Origin of the sequence: Paraglaciecola sp. MB-3u-78, assembly GCF_002835935.1 — a bacterium.
Lineage (GTDB): Bacteria > Pseudomonadota > Gammaproteobacteria > Enterobacterales > Alteromonadaceae > Paraglaciecola.
This window is the reverse complement of record NZ_PJCF01000004.1, coordinates 446,737-468,939: the sequence shown is the minus strand read 5'-3', so window position 1 is coordinate 468,939 and position 22,203 is coordinate 446,737. Positions and strand designations below refer to the sequence as shown.

At 42.6% G+C, this 22,203-nt stretch carries 18 protein-coding genes and 1 CRISPR repeat array (1 of these 19 only partly in view); of the genes, 6 read left to right on the top strand and 12 right to left on the bottom strand.

Annotated features, from left to right (window positions below):
* A CRISPR array of direct repeats spans positions 1-2,024; the repeat unit is 28 nt; unit sequence TTTCTAAGCTGCCTGTGCGGCAGTGAAC (it extends 824 nt beyond the left edge of the window).
* A gap of 99 nt (positions 2,025-2,123) precedes the next feature.
* The 6 genes from ltrA to cas3f all read right to left on the bottom strand — a co-directional run bounded on the left by ltrA (position 2,124) and on the right by cas3f (position 11,502).
* Positions 2,124-3,458, bottom strand: a complete 1,335-nt coding sequence (ltrA, locus tag CXF95_RS08830; protein ID WP_101197890.1) for a group II intron reverse transcriptase/maturase — start codon at positions 3,456-3,458, stop codon at positions 2,124-2,126.
* Between the two features lie 707 nt (positions 3,459-4,165).
* Complete coding sequence (cas6f, locus tag CXF95_RS08825) at positions 4,166-4,768, bottom strand: type I-F CRISPR-associated endoribonuclease Cas6/Csy4 (protein WP_101198328.1); 603 nt, start codon at positions 4,766-4,768, stop codon at positions 4,166-4,168.
* Between the two features lie 9 nt (positions 4,769-4,777).
* Entirely contained in the window at positions 4,778-5,803 is a 1,026-nt protein-coding gene (gene csy3 / locus CXF95_RS08820) for a type I-F CRISPR-associated protein Csy3 (RefSeq protein WP_101198327.1), read from the bottom strand.
* A gap of 37 nt (positions 5,804-5,840) precedes the next feature.
* Positions 5,841-6,794, bottom strand: coding sequence for a type I-F CRISPR-associated protein Csy2 (gene csy2, locus CXF95_RS08815; protein WP_101198326.1), 954 nt, complete (start codon positions 6,792-6,794; stop codon positions 5,841-5,843).
* On the bottom strand, positions 6,791-8,092 hold the full coding sequence (gene csy1, locus CXF95_RS08810; protein WP_101198325.1) for a type I-F CRISPR-associated protein Csy1: 1,302 nt from the start codon (positions 8,090-8,092) through the stop codon (positions 6,791-6,793). The genes csy2 and csy1 overlap by 4 nt, the downstream gene beginning before the upstream one ends.
* Before the next feature lie 11 nt (positions 8,093-8,103).
* Complete coding sequence (cas3f, locus tag CXF95_RS08805; RefSeq protein ID WP_101198324.1) at positions 8,104-11,502, bottom strand: type I-F CRISPR-associated helicase Cas3f; 3,399 nt, start codon at positions 11,500-11,502, stop codon at positions 8,104-8,106.
* A 111-nt stretch (positions 11,503-11,613) separates the two neighbouring features.
* Here cas3f and CXF95_RS08800 point away from each other — a divergent pair, with 111 nt between their 5' ends.
* Positions 11,614-11,814 carry a type II toxin-antitoxin system VapB family antitoxin gene (locus tag CXF95_RS08800; protein WP_101198323.1) on the top strand — a complete coding sequence of 67 codons (201 nt, stop codon included), beginning with the start codon at positions 11,614-11,616 and terminating at the stop codon, positions 11,812-11,814.
* A complete protein-coding gene (locus CXF95_RS08795; protein WP_101198322.1) occupies positions 11,814-12,182 on the top strand; it encodes a type II toxin-antitoxin system VapC family toxin in 369 nt (122 codons plus the stop codon). Before CXF95_RS08800 ends, CXF95_RS08795 begins: the two co-directional genes overlap by 1 nt.
* Positions 12,183-12,195: 13 nt before the next feature.
* Here CXF95_RS08795 and cas1f read toward each other — a convergent pair whose 3' ends face one another.
* Both cas1f and CXF95_RS08785 read right to left on the bottom strand, forming a co-directional pair.
* Positions 12,196-13,164 (bottom strand): type I-F CRISPR-associated endonuclease Cas1f, encoded by a 969-nt coding sequence (gene cas1f, locus CXF95_RS08790; protein ID WP_101198321.1) that lies wholly within the window; start codon positions 13,162-13,164, stop codon positions 12,196-12,198.
* Positions 13,165-13,314: 150 nt separating this feature from the next.
* Complete coding sequence (locus CXF95_RS08785) at positions 13,315-14,160, bottom strand: WYL domain-containing protein (protein WP_101198320.1); 846 nt, start codon at positions 14,158-14,160, stop codon at positions 13,315-13,317.
* Positions 14,161-14,775: 615 nt separating this feature from the next.
* Between CXF95_RS08785 and CXF95_RS08780 the strand changes: the two genes are divergently transcribed.
* Together CXF95_RS08780 and CXF95_RS08775 are read left to right on the top strand one after the other, a co-directional pair.
* On the top strand, positions 14,776-15,822 hold the full coding sequence (locus CXF95_RS08780; RefSeq protein ID WP_101198319.1) for a hypothetical protein: 1,047 nt from the start codon (positions 14,776-14,778) through the stop codon (positions 15,820-15,822).
* A 292-nt stretch (positions 15,823-16,114) separates the two neighbouring features.
* A complete protein-coding gene (locus CXF95_RS08775) occupies positions 16,115-16,381 on the top strand; it encodes a DUF4404 family protein (RefSeq protein WP_101198318.1) in 267 nt (88 codons plus the stop codon).
* Between the two features lie 278 nt (positions 16,382-16,659).
* On the opposite strand, the gene CXF95_RS08770 is transcribed toward CXF95_RS08775, so the two are convergent.
* Positions 16,660-17,169, bottom strand: a complete 510-nt coding sequence (locus tag CXF95_RS08770) for a CBS domain-containing protein (protein WP_101198317.1) — start codon at positions 17,167-17,169, stop codon at positions 16,660-16,662.
* A 431-nt stretch (positions 17,170-17,600) separates the two neighbouring features.
* Positions 17,601-18,971 carry an oxygen-independent coproporphyrinogen III oxidase gene (hemN, locus tag CXF95_RS08765; RefSeq protein ID WP_101198316.1) on the bottom strand — a complete coding sequence of 457 codons (1,371 nt, stop codon included), beginning with the start codon at positions 18,969-18,971 and terminating at the stop codon, positions 17,601-17,603.
* Between the two features lie 205 nt (positions 18,972-19,176).
* Between hemN and CXF95_RS08760 the strand changes: the two genes are divergently transcribed.
* Entirely contained in the window at positions 19,177-19,413 is a 237-nt protein-coding gene (locus CXF95_RS08760; RefSeq protein ID WP_101198753.1) for a hypothetical protein, read from the top strand.
* Between the two features lie 131 nt (positions 19,414-19,544).
* Here the strand turns inward: CXF95_RS08760 and CXF95_RS08755 are convergent, their stop codons facing one another.
* Entirely contained in the window at positions 19,545-20,567 is a 1,023-nt protein-coding gene (locus tag CXF95_RS08755; protein WP_101198315.1) for a WS/DGAT domain-containing protein, read from the bottom strand.
* A gap of 61 nt (positions 20,568-20,628) precedes the next feature.
* Between CXF95_RS08755 and CXF95_RS08750 the strand changes: the two genes are divergently transcribed.
* A complete protein-coding gene (locus CXF95_RS08750) occupies positions 20,629-21,753 on the top strand; it encodes an ISAs1 family transposase (protein ID WP_101197148.1) in 1,125 nt (374 codons plus the stop codon).
* On the opposite strand, the gene CXF95_RS08745 is transcribed toward CXF95_RS08750, so the two are convergent.
* On the bottom strand, positions 21,692-22,198 hold the full coding sequence (locus CXF95_RS08745; RefSeq protein WP_101198314.1) for a wax ester/triacylglycerol synthase domain-containing protein: 507 nt from the start codon (positions 22,196-22,198) through the stop codon (positions 21,692-21,694). The two genes, CXF95_RS08750 and CXF95_RS08745, sit on opposite strands and share 62 nt — an antisense overlap.
* Between the last annotated feature and the right edge of the window lie 5 nt (positions 22,199-22,203).

Sequence of the window (22,203 nt, the reverse complement as noted above, 5' to 3'; positions counted from 1 at the left end):
TGGTTAGATAGTTGCTTTTCTAAGCTGCCTGTGCGGCAGTGAACTAGTGTATATGTTTATTAATAATTTTATTATTTTTCTAAGCTGCCTGTGCGGCAGTGAACGATACCTCTCTTGTATTGAGCTGATCATACTTTTTCTAAGCTGCCTGTGCGGCAGTGAACGCTAATCATAAGCAAGTAACCAAGCGATATATTTTCTAAGCTGCCTGTGCGGCAGTGAACTCAAATCAGGCGTAAAACTGAGTGAGTGGGCCTTTCTAAGCTGCCTGTGCGGCAGTGAACTGGCTATCGGTGCGCAGCCTCAGGTCGGCGTTTTTCTAAGCTGCCTGTGCGGCAGTGAACGCAACACATGCGTTGCTGCTGCAATCAAATCATTTCTAAGCTGCCTGTGCGGCAGTGAACGTTATCACTATAGAGGGAGTTATCACTATAGATTTCTAAGCTGCCTGTGCGGCAGTGAACCTTTACTTTTAGACTTGTTTTTGTGTGTTTCTTTTCTAAGCTGCCTGTGCGGCAGTGAACCAACAATATAAAATGTTAGGCAACGGCTGGACTTTCTAAGCTGCCTGTGCGGCAGTGAACTTGCAGATGAAATATGTGAAAGACTCTCATCATTTCTAAGCTGCCTGTGCGGCAGTGAACACAGCGTACTCAAACCAAGCCCAGTAATTAAATTTCTAAGCTGCCTGTGCGGCAGTGAACGATTGTGCGAACCTTGGCCCTTAATCATGCTTTTTCTAAGCTGCCTGTGCGGCAGTGAACTTTTCAATGTGCGCCCTTGCAAATTCTTTGTATTTCTAAGCTGCCTGTGCGGCAGTGAACTTTTCAATATGCAAACGCGCAAATTCTTTGTATTTCTAAGCTGCCTGTGCGGCAGTGAACCGTAAACAACATCAATATTGTAAGCGCCATTCTTTCTAAGCTGCCTGTGCGGCAGTGAACAAGAATGGAAGATGCAAGCGTGTCAGGTGACATTTCTAAGCTGCCTGTGCGGCAGTGAACACGAATCCTATACAGCACAAATGATGCCTACATTTCTAAGCTGCCTGTGCGGCAGTGAACATTACTGTATCGGCACATTCACGGGCTAACCTTTTCTAAGCTGCCTGTGCGGCAGTGAACATCTAAACTATAGATTAATGTCGCCAGCCTTTTTTCTAAGCTGCCTGTGCGGCAGTGAACATGGCGACAGCGTGACACTGATGGACGGACAATTTCTAAGCTGCCTGTGCGGCAGTGAACGCGGCATAGCATGTCATGGATACAATGATGATTTTCTAAGCTGCCTGTGCGGCAGTGAACTTGTTGCGGAGTTTGTGGCGTTCAATACAAGCTTTCTAAGCTGCCTGTGCGGCAGTGAACTTTTCTTTTTGCTGGCGGGCATATCATTTGCTTTTCTAAGCTGCCTGTGCGGCAGTGAACTACATCAATGAAACAACACTATGACTTGTGTTTTTCTAAGCTGCCTGTGCGGCAGTGAACTTTTCTTTTTGCTGGCGGGCATATCATTTGCTTTTCTAAGCTGCCTGTGCGGCAGTGAACTTTACTATTGTAATCCGCGCTTACTTGGTAGTTTTCTAAGCTGCCTGTGCGGCAGTGAACAAACTTCCTGTCTTTAGATGTAAGCTTAAATGTTTCTAAGCTGCCTGTGCGGCAGTGAACAAGTATTTGCGCGGTAATATTTGATACTTTTGTTTCTAAGCTGCCTGTGCGGCAGTGAACATTACAGACCCCCGAATAAATCAATCGTATAATTTCTAAGCTGCCTGTGCGGCAGTGAACGAGTAAGTTATGACAATTGAGTATTATAAGCATTTCTAAGCTGCCTGTGCGGCAGTGAACGTTAATCAGGCTTTGGAATTAATGCACCTAATTTTCTAAGCTGCCTGTGCGGCAGTGAACTAAATCACCTTTAAAGCTTCCATAAATAGTAGTTTCTAAGCTGCCTGTGCGGCAGTGAACTGCTAGCTTTTTACTAATTAATCTTAACTGTATTTCTAAGCTGCCTGTGCGGCAGTGAACAATAGAATAACTGTAAAAAAATAAGTTACAATCGGGTAGCCAAGGGTCTCTAACCCTCAGCCCCCACAACACCCTGCATGCGGCTCCGCACAGGGCGTTTCATTTAGGATAGTGAAGCGCAATCCAACCATCACGTAACGAATAAAGCCCTTCGGATTTTAAGTAATCAAGCGATAAGGCTTGATTGATCCCCGGAGTTTTCGCACTACGCCATGGCCCTTTACTGGTAATGCCACACGCAACCGCAGCTTGTACATGCACACCTAATCTCATTAAACTTCTGACTTTGGTACGTGGTCTTCGCCACTGCCGCCAATACGCCATTCTCACTCTGCGCCTGATCCAATGATCTAAGTCTACACATCGTTGATAGCTATTAGCGATACCAAAGTAGTTTATCCAGCCTCGTAAATATTGACTGATTTTAAAGAGTTGATAATGCATAGACACGCCCCAGTTACGGTTCGTTAACCGCCGAACTTGCTGTTTAAACTTCAGCAAAGTCTTCGGATGCCATTGAATGCGTCCTCTGTTGAATGTGAATCCAAGGAATTTGCTTTCACTGGTTTTAACGACGTGGCTTTTGGTCGTATTAACGACCAGTTTCAAACGGTGACACAGGAACCTGCTGATACTACTCAGCACACGCTTGCCCGAACGCGGCGTCTTTACCAAAATGGTAAAGTCGTCCGCGTATCGGGCAAACTGATGGCCTCGTTTCTCAAGCTCTTTGTCCAGAGGGTCGAGCATGATGTTGGACAGCAAGGGTGACAACGGCCCGCCTTGTGGTACTCCTTCTCGGCTCTCCACGTAAAGCTGGTTATCGATAACCCCAGCTCGCAGATAACGTTTAATCAATTTAAGTAGACGTTTGTCCTTCACTTTGTAGCCAAGGAGCGTCATAAGTAAATCATGATTAACGCGGTCAAAGAACTTAGACAGATCAACATCGACTGTAAAACGGCGACCCGTTTTAATGATGCTTTGTACCTGTTTCACCGCTTGTTGCCCATTTCGATTTGGCCTGAACCCAAAACTGTTGTCTGAGAAGGTCGGGTCGAAAATAGGCGTAAGGACTTGAGCAATGGCTTGTTGGATCACTCGGTCAACGATGGTCGGGATACCTAGCTGACGTTTACCGCCATCTGGTTTATCTATTTCCACACGCCGAACGGGTGAAGGTTGGTATTGACCTGAGCAAAGCTCAGACATAATACGTTTCCAGTTTCCATCCTTTGCCCAAGCGGGGAAGTCATCAATGGACATCCCATCAATGCCAGCGGCCCCTTTGTTGGCTCGAACTCGTTTCCATGCAGCCAAGATATTGGCTGGACGAAGAATAAGCCCAAGTAGATCTGCACTAAAGGCTGGCTGCTTGTCGGTACGCTGAGTCACGTCACTACCGGACGGCATTCGTGTATTCAAGTCTGACAAGGCTCCTCCTTTGTTCTAAATGTTCGGACCTTCACCGTGTCCCAACCATTACGATGGGCATTTGGCTAATATGTCGTCTGCTGACTTCTGCTTAATCACATGACGGCTTACACCGTTATGCGCTATCGGTTTTCATCTATTTGCTCTTTCCAGTCGATGACACTGAAAAGCCAAGGCACTTGTATACCAGAGCCTCACTGGTTAGTTACCGATCGCTTGTTAAGCAGATCTCCCCAGATAAAAGCATGAACTTTCTTTGCACTGCTGCATCATTTACGGTGGCCATTAGATCACGTGGTTTCGTCGTCTTGTGCCAACTCACCTCTAGCCTACGCCTCATATGATGTTCTTGTTCATCAGCTCGCAAATTTGCGTCCGGCTTCCTCCAGACCAAGCCTCGCGGCTAAGCCCTTGCCATTCGCTAGTAGTTAACGTTTAATAACGGTAAGTTATATAAACGGTGATCTTCCTACAGAGGACTTTCACCTCATTAGTTCGTGCCCATGCTGGGCGTACACAAGCAGATAGAGGTAAATGGGCATTTTTACCAATGTTTTTTCGGCTTGTGATAACTATATGATTTTATTGCTTATTGTTAAAGAGCGATTTTTATTGGTCAATTGGGTAAGTTGAACCCATAGAAAAAATAACCCGCCATATACGGCGGGTTATTTTTAAAGCATCAACTAACAGCTAGTGTTCTGGCACTAAAACCAAGGTACGGTGGCAGTTTTAGATAGACCATAACAATCAAACTTACCGTTCACGGCTTCATCAAAAAGAGTTTTTTCGATGAAGAGTAAAAACTGACAGGACACGCCCTGCCCTGATTGCTTTTTAGACTCTTGACTTTCTACGTTGATAAAGGGCAATTTACACTCTTTAGATTTACCCTCTTCAATCAGATAAGCCAAAACTTCATTGTAGGATTTAGCTAAGTGTACGGCGCGGCGTTGCGCTTTTTTCTCAATAGATTTCACATTTTTACGATTAAACCGAGCATATTGCTTGACCTCAGCAGGCACCGGTTTAATCGATGACAGATGACAGTAATCACTTAGCCTATTGAGCCAACGTTGCATATCCAATTTCTGCAATATATCTTCACTGGCCGCCAACAAGCGCAGTTTGTTGCCTAAGGGAAAGGCTTTATCGCCATAGCCCACAACAGAGAGGGCAACCGCTGATTCGTTGTCACCTACTTTGTTATCCACCAGCGCAATATGTACTTGCTGAAATACCTTTTGCCAGAGGAAACCAAGGTTGGCTTCTGCGTCTGGTAGTAAGGTTATGTCGAGATAATATTTCATATCATCCCCTTATTTATCGCTTTCGCCAAACACGCCACCACGAACTAACGTAGCCATCACATAATGCTCATCTTCTACACGCGATAGTTTTTCACCGCGAGCCCAAACATCAAAAAAAGTATAAAAATCCTGTTTCGCAGCAGGCGTTCGATAAGCTTTACCCAAGTTGGTTACTGCGCCGTAAGGTTCGATGGCAATCGGACCCGCGCTAGTTTCAGGATCAGAAAATTCAGGATACCAGGTGTCGATAGTTCGCAAGGCATTACCAATTTTTTGCGAATGCATGGCTGCAATCCCATTAACATCATAAAGAATTTTACTTTTCTCGCCCTTTCCTTTATCCAGTACTAATTCTTCACTGGGATACACTTCCTGCGCTTTACCCACTTGCACAAAACAACTTATATCCAACAATAAAAAGTTATCTTCACTGGCAAGAGCAGTGGCTATATGCCCAGCTAATTGGTTGATACCATCATCATTAAAATCAAAATTACGGGTATTAAATTGTGTTGCATCAAAAAGCCACGTCTCATTTACCGTGCTGTTTTTTGCATTTACTTGTACTTCAATATTCGCAGCACCTACACGGTTACGCCATAAAAAACGCGCATTGGCGATATTGCTTGCATAACGCCGTGCCAGCTCAGTAAATGCCTGACTGGTAATATACCCACCGGCAGCTGCACTATAACTTTGTTTAAACAATGCATTGTTACAAGCTGATGGCTTAGTAATGCCACCTAAAACTTTTATGGTAAATTGTAGATTTAAGGTGTCTTGGTCTGGTGCCAATGCACAAGCATCAACACGTTGTAAGTTTGCTTTTTCAACTTCCGCATTAAGCTTTGCTGGGTCACTTTTAATAGCTGGCTTCAAGCGATTTGATATAGTTCCTCGAACCGATTTTTCTATTAAAGCAAGGGGCGTTACTTGACTACGCTTATCCCACGTTGTGCCATACATATAACCGTCACTGGTTACTAGTTTTTTTTCAAATGCCAATACCGATGCAATGTTGTCTTTCTTAGCCATGTTAAATATCCTTTACTTGTGTTGAATGTTGATTGAATTAAAATTCAGATTCGATTGCACTTGACTCTGAATCAAGTTCATTCTTTGAAGTTGCGTGTTTATTTTGTTGGCAAAGGTACAGATCGCCCTCACTGTGATAACGCCACAATATGTCTTCGATAAATCTAATCCGGTGAGGCATTTTAAATTCACCTAAGGTGATGATGCTTTCTGCAAAGCGATGAGGCGTGACTGGATCCCGCTGGTTTTTAGCATCACCCAATTCACTGATGCCATGAAATCCGGTGGCGATTGGTACTATCCATCCCGCGGGTTTATTGTGCAGTGTTTTGCGATAACTGCTCCACGTTACATTGCCGTCATCATCTGTTTCACACTTATGATGAATGGCAAGATAATCAATCAATGAGTCTAGGGCGTCTGAGCCATTAGACATTGCGTCTAGCATCAGATCTCGGCGCTCAATTAGCGCATAGCCAGGCATTAAAATCCGTTGTACTTTACGTAAATCTTGATCATCACCTTCTTTACAATTGATACAAAATGGGGCTTGAAAGGCCTTAATATCCCCCCCTGCGATTTTCATGCTGGCATGAAGTAAATGACTGATGGCAGTTAACATCTGTTCACGTTCATCAATAGTGATGTTGTCGAATTGAATAACCAAACTCACATCAAGGTGACAACGCGCTTCTTCGATGAATGCTGATCTCGAACCAGTTTTGTCCAAGGGATTACCTGTGCCCACAATCGAACGCACAAAGTCGTTGTCACCTTTGTAGGTTTGCAAATCCATATCATGGCTCACCACGCCTGTGGCTGAAAAAACAACTGAGATATCTTGCGCGTTTAACTTACGTTGCAGAGCATGCACCGCACCTAACCAAGCTGTCATTGCTGGAAAACCTATGGTGAACGGGCTTGATAGTGCGTTAGCGTTATGCACTTTAATGTGAGGGATAATCAGTAATTTTTTAACTTCGCCTATCATCGCAATGCCTCCTTATTTAACAACACCAACTGCTGGATATATATATGCTCAACATCACTGAATTTAACGGCTTTTTTACCCAGTATTTTTTCATAACCATAAAATAAGAAAATGGACACTGATTTAACTATTCCGTCCAACCAATCATCTGTGGTATCTCGCAGCGTTTTGCTGGATTCGTCTTCGCACAACCATGTTTTTTGTGACGACTGTAATTGGTTTGCTGATGAGTTATATTGCTCAAGTGCGATGCTACGTACCTGCCACATTTTTTCAATAATGTGATCAATCACACTTTGATAATACTCATCACGCTCAGCCCGTATATGCATATTGTTATCGTCACGACTATAGAGTTTATGCAACTGATAAAACTGATTTTTACATTGGAAATAATTCACGGTTTGACTGAAAAAGTCTGTATGAGGAAAGTGTATATTGCGATTTTTTAATTGCGGCGGTGCACTCATAAACATATGAGCTTTGCCCCCATTCTGGTTATTTAGCACACTAATATTTTGTGGTTTTGTACCACCGTAACCAATAGTGGTTAAATTATAAATTTCGCAATAACCTTCGTGCTGCTGATTATTCTTTTTTTTGTCGCGCGCAAGTTTTATAGCATCACCAAAGCGCATCCCATCAAGGCGCTTTCTTAATTCAAATACCATTCCTGATGCAGTCAAAATAGACAGCAGGTGATAATTATTAACGTCTGTAGGATTGCCATTAGATTGTTCTTTTACAGGGAAAAAGACCTGTTTTATTTTGGAGCTGGTAATACTTTCGTCAGCACCAGTCGTCATTGCCAAAAAGCCATGTTTTAGCTTTTGGTAATTTTGACTTTCATCAGCATTGGATAATGAAAGTAAACTTAATGCTAGATCAGTATCTTGTTCCAGATGTTCGATTAAAGTTTGCCCGTCTCCCATCACCAGAGTTAAAAATTTATATACGTCTAACGCGGCAGCATTACCTAAAGCATCTGCATCGACTGCGACATTTCCACTCCTTAAAAATCCATCATTTACCCTCTTGCTATTAGCAATAATAGAACTGGCATAGCCGTTTTTATTTTTACGTGAACTGGGGTGACTAAATGTACAAGGGTGTGTTGAAATAGTGATCTGCCCTGCTCTACTGGCCGCATTGGGTAGCCAATGCTTTAGTGCAAAAACAGATTCGCACTCTAATTTTTTCTCTCGCACATCCACTTCTGACATCGTTGCTGAAATATTTTTCTTTAACCATGAGGTTTTTCGTTCGTCGAAAAAAGCCGTTATTTCTTTGTCTACCATAAACCCTCCTATTAAATTTTTACCAATCCCAATTGGTCGTTATAGCCATACTGTTTTTTCTCATCGTGGGGGAAGCTTAACTCCCCATACCGCAATGAAATTCTTCTTTGACTAAGATACTGATCATCGACTAACGCCTTACAACTTTGATCAAAATCCCGTGTTATCCATAATCTTTGCTGCGCTTGTTCACTTAATGTTATTCGTTGTATATTAAGTGGCCCCTCCCGTTCAATGGCAAAGCCTTGCTCATTTTTTTCACAAAACCGGCTCGTTTGCTGATGTTCATCAAACACCAAAAACACCCTTAGGCTCGGTGCACTTTTCCGAAATGGTGCTAATGCTTGAGGCAAGGCAGTTAAAAACCAATGATGATTTAACCAGCCCTGCAAAGTTTGGGGGCCTACTTGCGCTTTATCGCCAGAATTTTTGTAATTTGCCAGCCAATGCCAAGTGGCGGCATGTTCAAGTTCAGCTAAGCTGGAGGCCTGATTTAAATTTCGTAGGAAATTTGCCGTTAATTGCGCTGACTGTTGAATACGAGGAATGGCATCCAAACGTTGAGCGATGAGATTGACATCAATAAGCTGTTTTATGTCATGAGTTGTTAAACGAATAAGGTCTTCAAAACCTGGCCGATTAAATACCTTGGCATTTTCATCATGATGATCTCGTATACCCTTCCAGTTATATTGCATCAAGGCAATATTCGGCTCAGAAACCTCCCCTTGCCGATGCCGCTTAACTCTTCCTGCCAACTGAATAATAGAACGATAAGATGAAGGTTCGATCACCGCCCAATCAAAATCGTGGTCACGGCCAACTTCTTCAACCGGTGTTGCCACCAATATAAATAGAACATTTTCAATCTTTGGAGATAGATTTTTTATGATAGTTAAATGCTGGCGAATAACAGGTTCATTCAAGGCTGCGGGAATTTCACATTGCTTTTCTTTGCGTTTAAGAACCAGATCTAAATGCCTTTCTTGTAAAGAGCGTAGCAACAACACTTGTTGACTATGATAAGCCATAACTCTGACTTCTGTGTTTTCAGGCCAGTCTTTTTCTAACAGATATTGGGTGAGGTCAACACATGGCGAAATATTAGCAACTCGAATCACTCCAAACGACACCTTAGTTTCGCTGCGTTCATCGTAATAATGATGTTGCTGATGTTTGTTAAGAGTACTTTGTGCAATCAACTCAAAATAGGCTGTTTGTTTACTTTCAATTACCTCTTGCTGGCGATGAGTTTGCCCCTGATGATCTTCAATAATACTTTGACAGTCAGTAATATCGGCTTTGCGTTTGGCTGGTTGTTGCTGAAGTTTTGCTACACGTTTTTCAATAAATTGGGTATGTTCTTCTCTATATTCCAATATGGCAGAGGGCGTTTCAATGTTATTGTTAGTGCTGACTTTAGTCGAAAATTCATCTATCCAGGCGCAGCCGATAACATTGCTGGCATCCCGAGTTTGGCAATATAATTTCCAACCATCTCTATAAGCCTTAAAATAACCTTCGGCAAGATAAGGGGGTATAGTCGCCGATGAAATCATCACTTTACGGCCAAGCATACCTGCCAAATGAATCAAGCGTCCAATGGCGATTAAATCATCACCAGTAAAATCATCAATTTCATCGATGACCAAATCAGAGGACATAAGCCGCAGTGTTGGCAAGATATAACGGCCACCGCGTTTAGTTTCAGTCGCGGCCATTAGATGATCAATAGTACAAGCCAGAACTGGTGCATAGAGAAATTGCTTATCACGCTCGCACGTTAATACTGTACTTAAACCTTGTTCGGGTATGGCGCAGTCGTAGTCCAGCTCCTCACCCAGCAACGGCTCTTGTGACAAAGAACCGGTGTTTTCAAAACTCTGGTCGTCTTGATCTATCTTTGTTTGCTGATGCAATTCCATGACGGCACGAGAACCAATTAGTACCGCTAGTTCGCTGTTATCTAAACCAACACGATTACGATACTCATCACCCGTTTGCAAGGTTAACGTACGCAAACCAAGGGCTAAAATAAAACGTAAGCTTTTAGTGTCGTTTGATAAGGCTTGCATCACTTTGGCATTGGCAAATGTTTTACCACAACCGGTGCTGGCCATATTGACAGTAAAAAAGCCGAATTTCAGCTTACTCTGCTTGGCAGTCTCTTGCTGCCAAGCAAGGATTTTATCTACGGCTTTGTCTTGCCATTCAAAAGGTTTAGGACTGCGTTTTCTTAAACTATTTATGTCTTGTGCGACGGGTGGCTCCCGTTCAAATGCGGGTAACAAATGGGCCGTCTGTAAGGCACTTCTCGCTACTCCGACTAAGTGCTCATCCAATTTTTGTTTTAAGCGATTAGTTGCACGATCAGTGTTGGCAAATAAGCCTGTTGTATCCTGCCATTTTTTATCTGCTTGCTGTGATGAGTAATAATGGTCTCCCAACATCAAACACAGTCGAGCATGGTTAATGACTACGCGATAACTACCATCATTTATACATTCTGTGGCTTGCTTTTGGTTGGTTAACAATCGCAGCGACCATTTTTTTATCTGACTGAGCCAGGGCTTCGAATTGCTTATTAAGCCTTTAGGGAAGCTGAAACATTCAATTAGTCGTTTTTGATATTCTATTTCATCAAATCGATTTTCATAGCCCCACTCTTTAGTAATTCTGCTGAGCATGACATCAATAGAGTCGGCTGATTCCGCTGTGTAATTGTTCCAGTTTTCTTTATCCGGCAACGGTAAACGATGATGAGAAACGATGAGCCAGGCGACTAACTTGGCAACTGGCGGCAATTTACTCAAGGGCTGCAGCTCGTTTTGTTTTACCTGTTGTTTAAGAGTATCTTCATTAACCACCCCATTACTAAGCTGGGTTAACCAAACTTCGTCTGAACTAGTGTCCGTTGACTGAATAAACGCATTTAATAACAACAGGGAAATCCATTCATGACGGATCGGATCACCCTTAAAGCCCATTTTATTCACAGGATTGAGTTTTTCCTGAAATAAAGCCGTTGCTTTGCCCCAATCATGTAATAAGGCGGCTAATCCAACCAAGGCTTTAATTAATGGCAAGTAGTGCCAATCATTTTCAATATCTGTATTCAGCAAAGTACGTTTGGTACTATTTACCGGCACCACGCCCAATTCATTAAACTTATGCCTACTACCCACCACCCACAAAAACTGGCTACGTGCACGGCTGCGTATCCAGTGGCAACTCACCGCAGTACTTTTACTGGCCGTTTGGCGGAGCATTTTTTTAATGGTGAGCAGGCCGTCTTCGGTGATCAGGGTTTGCCAGGTGTTGTCGCCTATGCGGTCGGCAAAGGCGTCTAGTACTCTGCGGGTTTTCTTGAGGGCGTTTTTTTCGCATTGGCTGACAAAGGTGACCATCATGGCTGTTCACCTTCTTTTTCTGGCATAAGACGCTCGTGGTGTTTATTTTTTGCGATAAGCATCAATATAGGCATATACTGATGACTATATTGATGCCTGAGGAATATAAATATGCGTACAACCTTAAATATCGATGATGACTTATTTGCACAAGCCGTTGAGTTGACGGGTGTAAAAGAAAAAACCGCTTTAATGAGAGAGGGCTTAAAAGCTTTAATTGAGCGTGAAAGCGCACGACGTTTGGCTTTATTGGGCGGTACTGATCCGTCGGCACAATTGAGCCCTCGTCGCCAGAGCGAAATGACTGAATAATGGTTTTGGTCGATAGCTCTGTGTGGATTGATCACATTCGTAAAAAAGATGATGTGCTGAGCCAATTGTTGATAAATGGGCAAGTCTGCATGCATCCTATGATTGTTGGTGAACTGGCTTGTGGCAATTTGCGAAATCGTTTGTCCATCATCAAATTGTGGCAAAGTTTGCCACATGCTAACCATGCTACGCATCAAGAGGCCTTGCACTGTTTAGAAAAACACAGCTTGTTTGGTAAAGGCATTGGTTTTATTGATCTACATTTACTGGCGTCAACGTTACTCAGTACTAACACCTTTTTGTGGACAAATGATCGCAGATTAAAAAACCTTGCAGACGACTTAAAGCTCAGCTTTTCTTTCCATTGAATTAGGTATAATTTCATTCTTTCTGCTCTTGCAACGCAACTTTTTTGACCTGTTCGAACATAAAATCCAGCGCTTTGTGGTCGGTGAATTTTTGTAGCACTTGCTGGCGAAACTCTTGTTCTGTGGCATTTTCTTTGGCGCAGATAAAGGCCCAGGGCAGTACAATGGCGTCTTTGATTAAATCGGCTATATCAAAAACAAGTGCCCCGCGGCGGGTTTTACCGTGCATCACGGCAAAACCATGGGGTATGCCTAATACCCACAATGTACAAGCCGCTAAGCCGTAGGCTAGATAGTTGCCATGGTTAAGAAAATCGTTGGCTTTGTCGGTGCTCTGATGCTGGCGACTAAAGTCTGTGACTCCCGTATTTTTAGCGGCAAATTTGTATAACACCTTGGTCAGCTGTGCTTCGGTCAATAACAGTTCAGAAGGTTTAACCGCTAAGTCGGTGCGTGTGTTAAAACGGTTTAATGCTGCTTTAATATCGGCGTTATCCGTCGTAAATCCTTCAGCACTCAGATCCCGATCCTTGCCCCAAACGCGCAACAGGTATTCAATTCTTGCTACCTGGAATTGCTTTGCTGCCTGCAAGCGTTTTGCATCATCGAACCAAAACGACAACCATCCTTGGATATATTCCGTTGGCCGATATTCACTTTGCGGTGTCATCCACTCGATATCATTGCCCATATAGAGCGGTGTGCCACCACCACCAGCAAATCCAAGTAATACGCCCGCTTGGGCGAGCATTCTTACTGCTGCTTGGGTGATAGATGTGCCGTTGCCCAGAAGCAACACTGTGGTATTGGCGATAGGGATATTAAAATACTGATTCTCCCCTGTCTTTTGAGAAGAGAGGGCTTCAGTGAGATACAACACTCGCCCGTCTTTTTGCATCACCCGGCAATATTCCAGGTAATACAAATTCGCCCGTTTGGAATGCAAAATGGTTTTAAGATCTGATGGTGATAAATCTTTCACTTTTTATGGTACTCCTTAATCCATTATGCAAAATATATTCAGACTTCGGTTTGTGTTATTTTTTTCAATTCTGACTTATCCCTGAATTGACACAATCCCTGAAATAAAACCAGTAAACAAAGTGGTCAGGTTTTGCCGAAAAACCCACGACTAAGCATTAAATAACCATTGTTTTATGTCGTTATAGTTAACCAGTATGAGTTGTTGGGCTTCTGGGATGGCGTCATGAAATTTGATATTGACCTGCATGTCTTGCAGTAAATATTGGGCCAGTGCTGCCCGTGTTTTAGTGACTAGCTTGCCGTCTTGCATTTGATAATCTTGTTCAATGACGTTTTTTTTATTTGGTGAGAGTCTGCTGTCTGCTGAAAAAATCATCTCAATAGTTTTGTTCCATGCTATGTCCTGCGCGGCTTTATGTGTGGCGTTATCTAATATTTCGGGTTGCCCACGAAACCGGCTTAATACAAAGTCTCTAAATTGTTGATGTTTTTCGTCAAAGGCTCGCAAATGCCAGCGCAGGCCTGTTTTAACAAATATGTGGGGCTGAATAATACGCCCTTCGCCATTGGGATTGGCGAGCGAGACATAGTCAACCTCGAGTCGCTTTTGATGCTTTATGGCACTGACTAGGCCACGCATAATTTGGGGTAATACTTGTCTCACTGGCAGACTTAAAGATGCATTGGTGAAACGTGTATTGTGCATAGGTGCAGCGAGCTGACCGGTATTATTTAACCAGTCTAAATATTCGCTCACATCGCTACTTATGCAGTGGGATGTGAAATATTCACTGGGCTTAAAACCCTTGAGTCGGTTGTCATAGATAAGGTTGTCGGGATAGTCTACCTGATAGGATTTGAAGTACTTTTGTGCCTGAGTGCGGCTGATGGAAAAGTGCTCCATGAGTTGAGTGGTGTTAACCAGCCCTTCCCAATAGCTGAGTAACTCAATAATCCTGTACCGTATGTTTGTATTATCCCTTACCACTACCATTCTCAATTTTTACCTTATCAATTATGTGCAAACATGTTGTTGCTAGCATTAAAGACGAACCACAGAAGGATAAATTGATCGTCAAGGTCGTTCTGGCAAGACTCAGCGCGCTGCCACCAGCATAACGCTCGGTGCACTGGCAGTGACAAATGATGGAGATGATTTTTTGGTTCGCCTCGATGGCGCTGCTGACGTGGGCTATAGTCCATGGACTAACATCTTTTGTTTCCTTACCGACGACTTTTAAAAGTAAGTTTTTACTTATCAGGGACTTAAACTACTCCTTACTAATATAAATGCAATAAGTAAATGCGACTTTAGTCTACTTTTTATTGTGTAAAAAAAGTCCAACATAACGGCACCATAAATCAAGGGCTCGAAAATCAAGTGGTCAAATCAACCTGTCGTGGTGGTTGATTTATGTATGTTTAGAATATTAGCTTGGGTATCGGGGTCGCAGCAGTGTATCGGTTGTTTTTTTAGCCATCTTGGCTTGCGGTAACATCTCTTTTCGACTAAAAGAACCTCATCAATACTTTTTCTCAGTTAAAGACTGTTCAGTTCACCGAGTTGAATGTCTCTTTAATCCTGAATTCAAAAAGGAATGGGTTATTCATGGGAAGTGAACACGTTACGTATCGTAAATGGATTGCTAAGGTGTGGTCGCCGTTCTTAAAAACAGGTCTGGCTCTGGCTTCTATCTACATGTTTTACTTTATCTATTCCATTTCTGGATTTTCCTTTATACAAGGAGTAGACAATTCAAGTAAAACTGAAGGCAGTATCACCCTTGCTGTTTTGCATGGGGATGTCGAAACCCAAAACTATATAGCCGCATTGTCTGATGAACTGAATGAGGTATGCAACGTACCTTTGGTAGTCAGAGAGTATGACGTGTTTAAGGAAGATCCTTCCGACAAAATTGAGGAGATTGTTGTCGTTGGCTCCAGAGGCTCGGCGGTGAGTGGCGAGTTGCTGGAGATTGACGTAATCGCAGCTTTAAAAAAAGTCGGTGCCAAAATAGTAGCAAATGAAACCTCTGCATTTTTGGCAACATACTCAACTAAAATCTCCATAGATGGCTTTTATCATCTCACCCCTATTCCAAAAACAGATAATAAGAAATGGCAAATAAGCATTAAAGAACGATGTATACGAGTGCTGCGCTTTTTTGAACAAGAGGGTGAATTAACCATTGCAGCAGATTTAGTTTTTAAGTTTGAGTATTCACACGCTGTTGATGCCCTTAGGCTAGAACTCATTTTCTTCAACATTAATTTTGCGGCTGCAAAATCGCTTTCACACGCCATTAATATGGACATAAAATTGTCATCAAATTGGATTGCTGATTATGATAACGCAACCGCAAATTTTAAAAGTGAAACATTACTGCCCCTAGGCAAATTATCTTTGGGCCAAAACATGTCCACTGCATTGGGGGGGAATACGCATAAAAGCCTTCACCATTTTCTTATCTCAAAGAATATATTGAATGCATCAAATTGGACTCCGGCTCCTCCTTTCGATATATATAGTGTTAGGGCTTGTATCCGTGAGCGAAAGGAATGTCAGTTTATCGCTGGTGATATTGCATTTACATTCATTGAAACAGGTGATGGCGCAGAGCTAGTGTCTGATATGTCGAAAATGATCATCGAGTAATATTTCATTAAACATAAAAAGGTCAGATCCAAATTAAGCAGATTAATTTTCTTTTCGCCATCCAAAATTAACTGCTCAGCTAGGATAATTCACTCATTCCAATCTCTTGTGGCACCGCCACTGAGTTTCTGCATGTCAAATTCTAGCTAAAAATGGCTTATTCTTGGGGCAAATGGCAAGCAATGCGGCAATTGAAACTGACATTGATGATTTTATTGTTTATTGACGCAGGTTAATGGTTAAGCATTCATTAATGCTATGATTAGCCCACTACATCACACAGGAGATTGACGTGGAACGCCAGCAACTTAGAGAATATTTAGAGCAATTGAATAGCACTATTGGTGACTTACATGCACCAGATGATGATAAAAATAAATTGATGGGGCTTATCGCAGAGATAGAACTGCAGCTAAATGAGCCCAAGTTGGTCGCAGGCGATCCACAAACCTTGGTGGATCAAGTTGAGAATATGGTCTCCACCTTTGAGCAAGATCACCCTAGAGTAGCCGGTATTCTGAATAATATTATGGTGACTCTGAGTAATATGGGGGTGTAGGTCGCAGTTGACTGAGATGATTAAGATGGCTGGGCTGACTGACTGGATGCTTTTAAAATCATGATAAAAATATTCATAAAGTCAGTCATGTTTATCCCTTTTAAGTCGTGGGAATGCAGCACATAACTGCTGCTTCCCAAAATAACAAGTAGTAAGGCCGCTTAACGGACGGCCCGCTTTCACTTTATTGCCTTCCTAGCTGCCTGCCTATCTTCCTTCCTACACTCTCACTGAGAGGGTCATGACTTATGGCGATAAGTCTTATTCTTTACTCACTATTACTCACTATTCTTTTCCATCTGCGCAAGAGGTTGTTGTGGCTGCATACGATGTGCGCTAACGTGCTTTAACATACTCAATACTGGTTCGTGTTTGATTTGAGCCGCCTGCTTTTTGCCTCTGCTAATTGAGTTGCCGGTAAAGGCCAGCACATCGCCAATAGACACAATGCCCGCTAGGGTGTCATCGGCATTGGTGACTATCACCCTGCGCACGCCTTCTTCTTTCATCATATTTAAACACTCTTGCAAAGAATTATTTTGCTGGCAACTACACAAATTTTGATTTTGAATTATCTCAGCTGCGGTTAATGCCCACAATGGTTTCTGGTTTAACATCGCCGCCATGGCTATATCCCGGTCGGTGACTATACCCAGGGGGATATTTAGCTCATTGACAACAGGTATGGCACCGCAATCGTTGTTCCACATGAGCCCTGCGACGTCTTGTAGGTTTGAGCTCGGCATACAGGTTTTGACATCGATACTCATAATTTCGTTAATATTCATTACTCAAGTACTCCCGTTTTCTGTTATAGAATGTAATGTCTGGAGACAATGACAGATTTGACAATGTCATCCAGTTTATGCCTCTGTAGTTTAGGAATTTGCCTGAGCGAATACTTGACCGGCGTCAAATGTTGTTGTGAATTTGCGGGAAATAAGACTAAAAAAGAGGGTAATACATGCGTTTGTTCTAATACCCATCCGCATAAAAAATTGCTCTCTCAGAAAGCCCCAGCCAATTTTGTACTGCGTTCTCGCTACTTGAATGGGGATTGCCTTTCCTGCGGAGCGACACCTTGCCAAAAGCTACCAGCACAAGGCAGTGCTTGAGTGCTCGGCCATTAGCCGAGGTTGATTTTTGCCAATAAAGTGAGATGCAAATCAAGTGACCTGCCCCTTGATTTCGCCCCATTAAATTAGGTGTTTTTACCGGTTTAAATGACTCTGGAATACCTTTGCTGGTTAAGGTGCTTGTGCAAATAGGCATCAAAAGACATGCAGATATTTCTAATCAATAATCTTGCTTTGGGTGACACATCGATGGCCTTTGCCGAATTATCTAACAAGTCATCTTGGATAAAGGGCGATAATGAGGCTAAATCTTCACTAAAATACTGTTCGAAGTTAATCCCAAATTCTTGTTCAATCAGGGTTTTATCCACATATAAGTTACACATAAGTGCTTTGATGACTTTTGCCCTTATTAGATCGTCTTGGGTCAATCTCAGCCCTTTAACCGTGGCATAACCTTGGTTATCAATAAGGTGATAGTAGTCTTTTAGTGTTTTCACATTTTGACTAAATACATTGCCCACTGAACTTATGGACGACACACCCAATCCTAAAAGGTCGTCGTTTCCTTTGTTGGTGTACCCCTGGAAGTTGCGATGTAAATCGCCGCCGCGCTGGGCGATAGCCAGTTCATCCTTAGGTTTGGCAAAATGATCCATGCCAATAAATTCATATCCACTGGTGGTCAAGGTTTGAATTGCCAGTTGCATTAACGCAAATTTTTCTTCGGCATTTGGCAACCAATTATCTTTTATTTTTCGTTGTGCAGGGAAGACGCTGGGCATATGCGCATAGCTAAATAACGAAATACGATCAGCATCAAATAAGGTTATAACCTCTTGTAACGTTTGTGCAAAACTAGGTAATGTTTGATGGGGTAAACCATAAATCAAGTCAATATTGACCGACTTAAAACCGACCGCTTTGGCCCGCTGAATAAATTGTTGGATGAATTGGGTAGATTGAGGTCGGTTAATCGCGTCTTGGACTTTTTTATTGGTGTCTTGTACTCCAATACTCAGTCGATTAAAGCCGATGTTGGCTAACTGATCGGCAAGTTCAACCTCGATTTCTCTTGGATCCACTTCTATGCTGATTTCAATATCCGCAGCAAAAGAAAAGTGTTGCTGCAAGGTATCGAGCACTCGGGTCAATTGTTGCGAAGTTAAAAAGCTAGGTGTGCCCCCCCCAAAATGTAATTGGGTTATGGGTCGTTTAAATGTTTTGGCTCGAAAAATAATTTCTTTTTCTAGATAGTCTAAATAGGTATCCGCTTTATGTGCATGCCGGGTCACAATTTTGTTGCAACCGCAGTAGTAGCACAAGCTGTGACAAAATGGGATGTGAATATACAAGCCTAAGGCGTTGTTAAATGACAACTTTGCAGCAATATTGAGTTGCTCGTCAGAAAAGTCATCTGCAAACTCCAGTGCGGTCGGATAGGACGTGTAGCGAGGGCCACTTGTTGCATATTTATTGAGCAGTGCTTTATCGAAAAAATCAGTGTTTTGCATGTATTTCCTGTGTGATCCAGCAGCCCATTACAGTTGCGCTACCGACCGGATGTGCACTTAGTCATCAAAGTGAAGCAGATTTGCTTGAATGAGCAGTATATTTAAGCCAAACAATTGCATCTTGATCTAAGTCAATATGACAACGTCAATTCCATTTAATATTTGGCTGCTACATGACGATGACACCAAAGAGAGACAGCGAACCATGACCGACAAGACCATTATGTTAATTTTAAAAGTCTGTATTTCTGTCGGTATCGTTTTGATTTTATTGGGGATTTACTTCCACAACTTCAGCCCTACGATAGAAGAAATGGGGGTAAACGGGATCATTATCAGCGCTGTGTGTATTGCCATTGGCATGATTTTGTCCCTGCCCACCAAAATGTATCTGACATTTCTATTGGTAAAACGTGAATCAGATAATAAACAAAAACCTTAGCCCAGCTTAGTGGGTAGCCTGACCAATTTCTTTGCGTAATTGCGCTATCCTCGCCAGAATATCATCTTCATCACCTGCACCAGAAATAATGGTAGTGGTCTCTTTGTCGACTATGACTTTTTTGGCTGTATCTAGGTAGTGGATGGTTGTTTGTTCACCGCGGCGATTTCCAGTTCGTTAACTGACTCTCTGATATAACGACAAAACAGTTCAATATCCGGCATGAGTTTGGCGCAGCTAGTTGGGCTGATAGTCAATGAGCCATTATAACTCAGCACGGGAATGATCAAGCCCACCCCCTGGTAGATAGGCCCCATGCCCATATTAAATAACAATTTGTGACCCGCTAGGTAGAAGGGAGTTTGCGGCCCAGGCACATTGGTTATGATGACATTAAAAGGAGGGGGTATGTGTTTAGTCAGCATGAGTTGAGAATACAAACGGGTAGCCATATGGGCTAAACCAAAGGGAACCAGTTCGGCATAGGACATCAGACTATTCGCCGTGGCCATGTCTTGATATAGTTTGCCAACCAAGGTATTGAGCTGAATTTTCTGTAAGCGTTTCAGGGGGTCGCCCACATTAGTGGCAAGCTGAATAAACATCGCAGAAACTTGGTTGCCCATGCTGCCATGATTGTCATTAGCCCGTGTCGATACGGGCACCATGGGCACCATGGCCACTAAAGGGTCTTCAGGTAACTGCTGTTTTTCTAACAAATAACGCCGCAACGCCCCTGCGCAAATAGCTAATACCACGTCATTGAGGGTGGCCCCATCCACCAGACTGCACAGGGCTTTTATCCTCGCTAAGTCAAGTATGGTGCTATCCCATTTGCGTTCAACCGCCACCGCACCGCTAAGGAAAGTATCAGGGGCAGTAAATGGCAAGGTTGGCAGCTTAATGTGCTGAATTTGATTGAGGTAACCTGCCTTCAATGCCGATTGAGTGCTGCTTAATATCAAAGAAGGGAGTTTGCTTGGCCGTAAGATAAGCTGCAGCACACTCTTGCTTAACAATTCAAACCTGCTTGGTGTGGCTTCAATAGGTTTATTGGCAAGTGCAGGCACTGCGCTGATGTGAGCGGATGGGTTATATAACATGGTCATTAACTCCATCCCAGCCTTACCATCAAACCCGCAGGGCAATCGCATTAAAAATGGCTTGACACAGATCCCCTAATTTGATCTATTACTTCGCTTTACGCGACGTAATATGACCAAATACAAGCCCACACTTATCGAACATTTCAAAGACATTGAAGATCCTCGTCTTCTAAGAAAACAATTACATAAATTAGATGACATCTTTTTTATTACCCTATGTGCCGTTATCTGTGGCTGTGATGGCTGGGTTGCCATTGAAAAATTTGCCAACATTAAACGCACTTGGTTTGAACAATATTTATCCCTAGAAAATGGTATTCCGTCTCATGATACTTTGGGACGTATTTTTTCCTTAATTGATCCTGAGCAATTTCAAACCTGTTTTTCTAGCTGGATCAAAGAGATAGTAAAAAATGTCACGGGCGATGTGATCGCTATTGACGGTAAATGCCTTCGACGCACTCATGATAAGTCATCTAATAAATCAGCTATTTATATGGTTAGCGCATGGTCACATGATAATCAGCTGGCACTTGGACAAGTGAAAGTTGATGAAAAATCGAATGAAATAACCGCCTTACCTTCCCTACTCAAAAACTTAGACATCACAGGCAGTATCATCACAACCGATGCATTAAACACACAAAAGAAATCGGCTGAACTGATCGTGAGTAAAGGCGCTGATTATTTAACCGCACTGAAAGGAAATCAAAGCACCCTACATGATGATGTGATTTTATTCTTTGAAAATACCCCTAAAAGTTATGAGGGCACGTTAAATACTTATAAGAGTATTGATTCAGGGCATGGCCGTATTGAAGAAAGAACAGTGACTTCCTGCAACCGAATTGACTGGCTTACTGAGCATCATACTCACCCACACCTTGCCAGTATTGTTAGCGTCAAATCAAGAAGATTTCTTGCGAACGAATGGTCAGAAGAAACGCGATACTTTATTAGTAGCGTTAAGCATAACGATGCAGAGAAATTTGCTCACTATGTACGTGCTCATTGGGGTGTAGAGAATAATCTTCACTGGAGATTAGATATGGCATTTGACGAAGATCATTGTCGAATTCGTCAAGGATATGCAGATCAAAACATGGCAATATTACGCCACATATCTTTGAATTTATTAACGTCAGATAATGATAATAAGGTAGGTATTAAGATTAAGCGGCAAATGGCAGGTTGGGATAATGATTACTTGCTGAAACTGCTACAAATATTTTAATGCGATTGCCCTGATCAAACCCGGCATGATGTATCTTGCTTAGCAGCGCAACTGAGCCTTTAGGTACCTGTGGGATAGTGTCTAGACCTTCCACAAAAATGAATTCCCACAACGGTCTTTCACGACTCAATGGTATGGAGAATTCCTGAGAAGCAAGGTCTCGGAGTTCTTTCCATCCTCCCGGCTTTGGCAGCGCAGTGCAGAATACATGCCGATCCAAGTCAAAATCTGGATCATGTACCCAATAAGGGTGATCAAGCTCTAAAGGTACAAACACCAGCTTTTGCTGCAATCGCTCTACCAGATGTAAACGCTGCCCAATGTACGCCTTAAAATCATCAAAGGTAATAGTGCCTTCAATCATAGCAATACTGCCAATGTGCATCGGCATTTTGGCGGTCTCTAAGTATAAAAATGAGGCATCTAAGCCTGACAGCGCTTCCATCAATA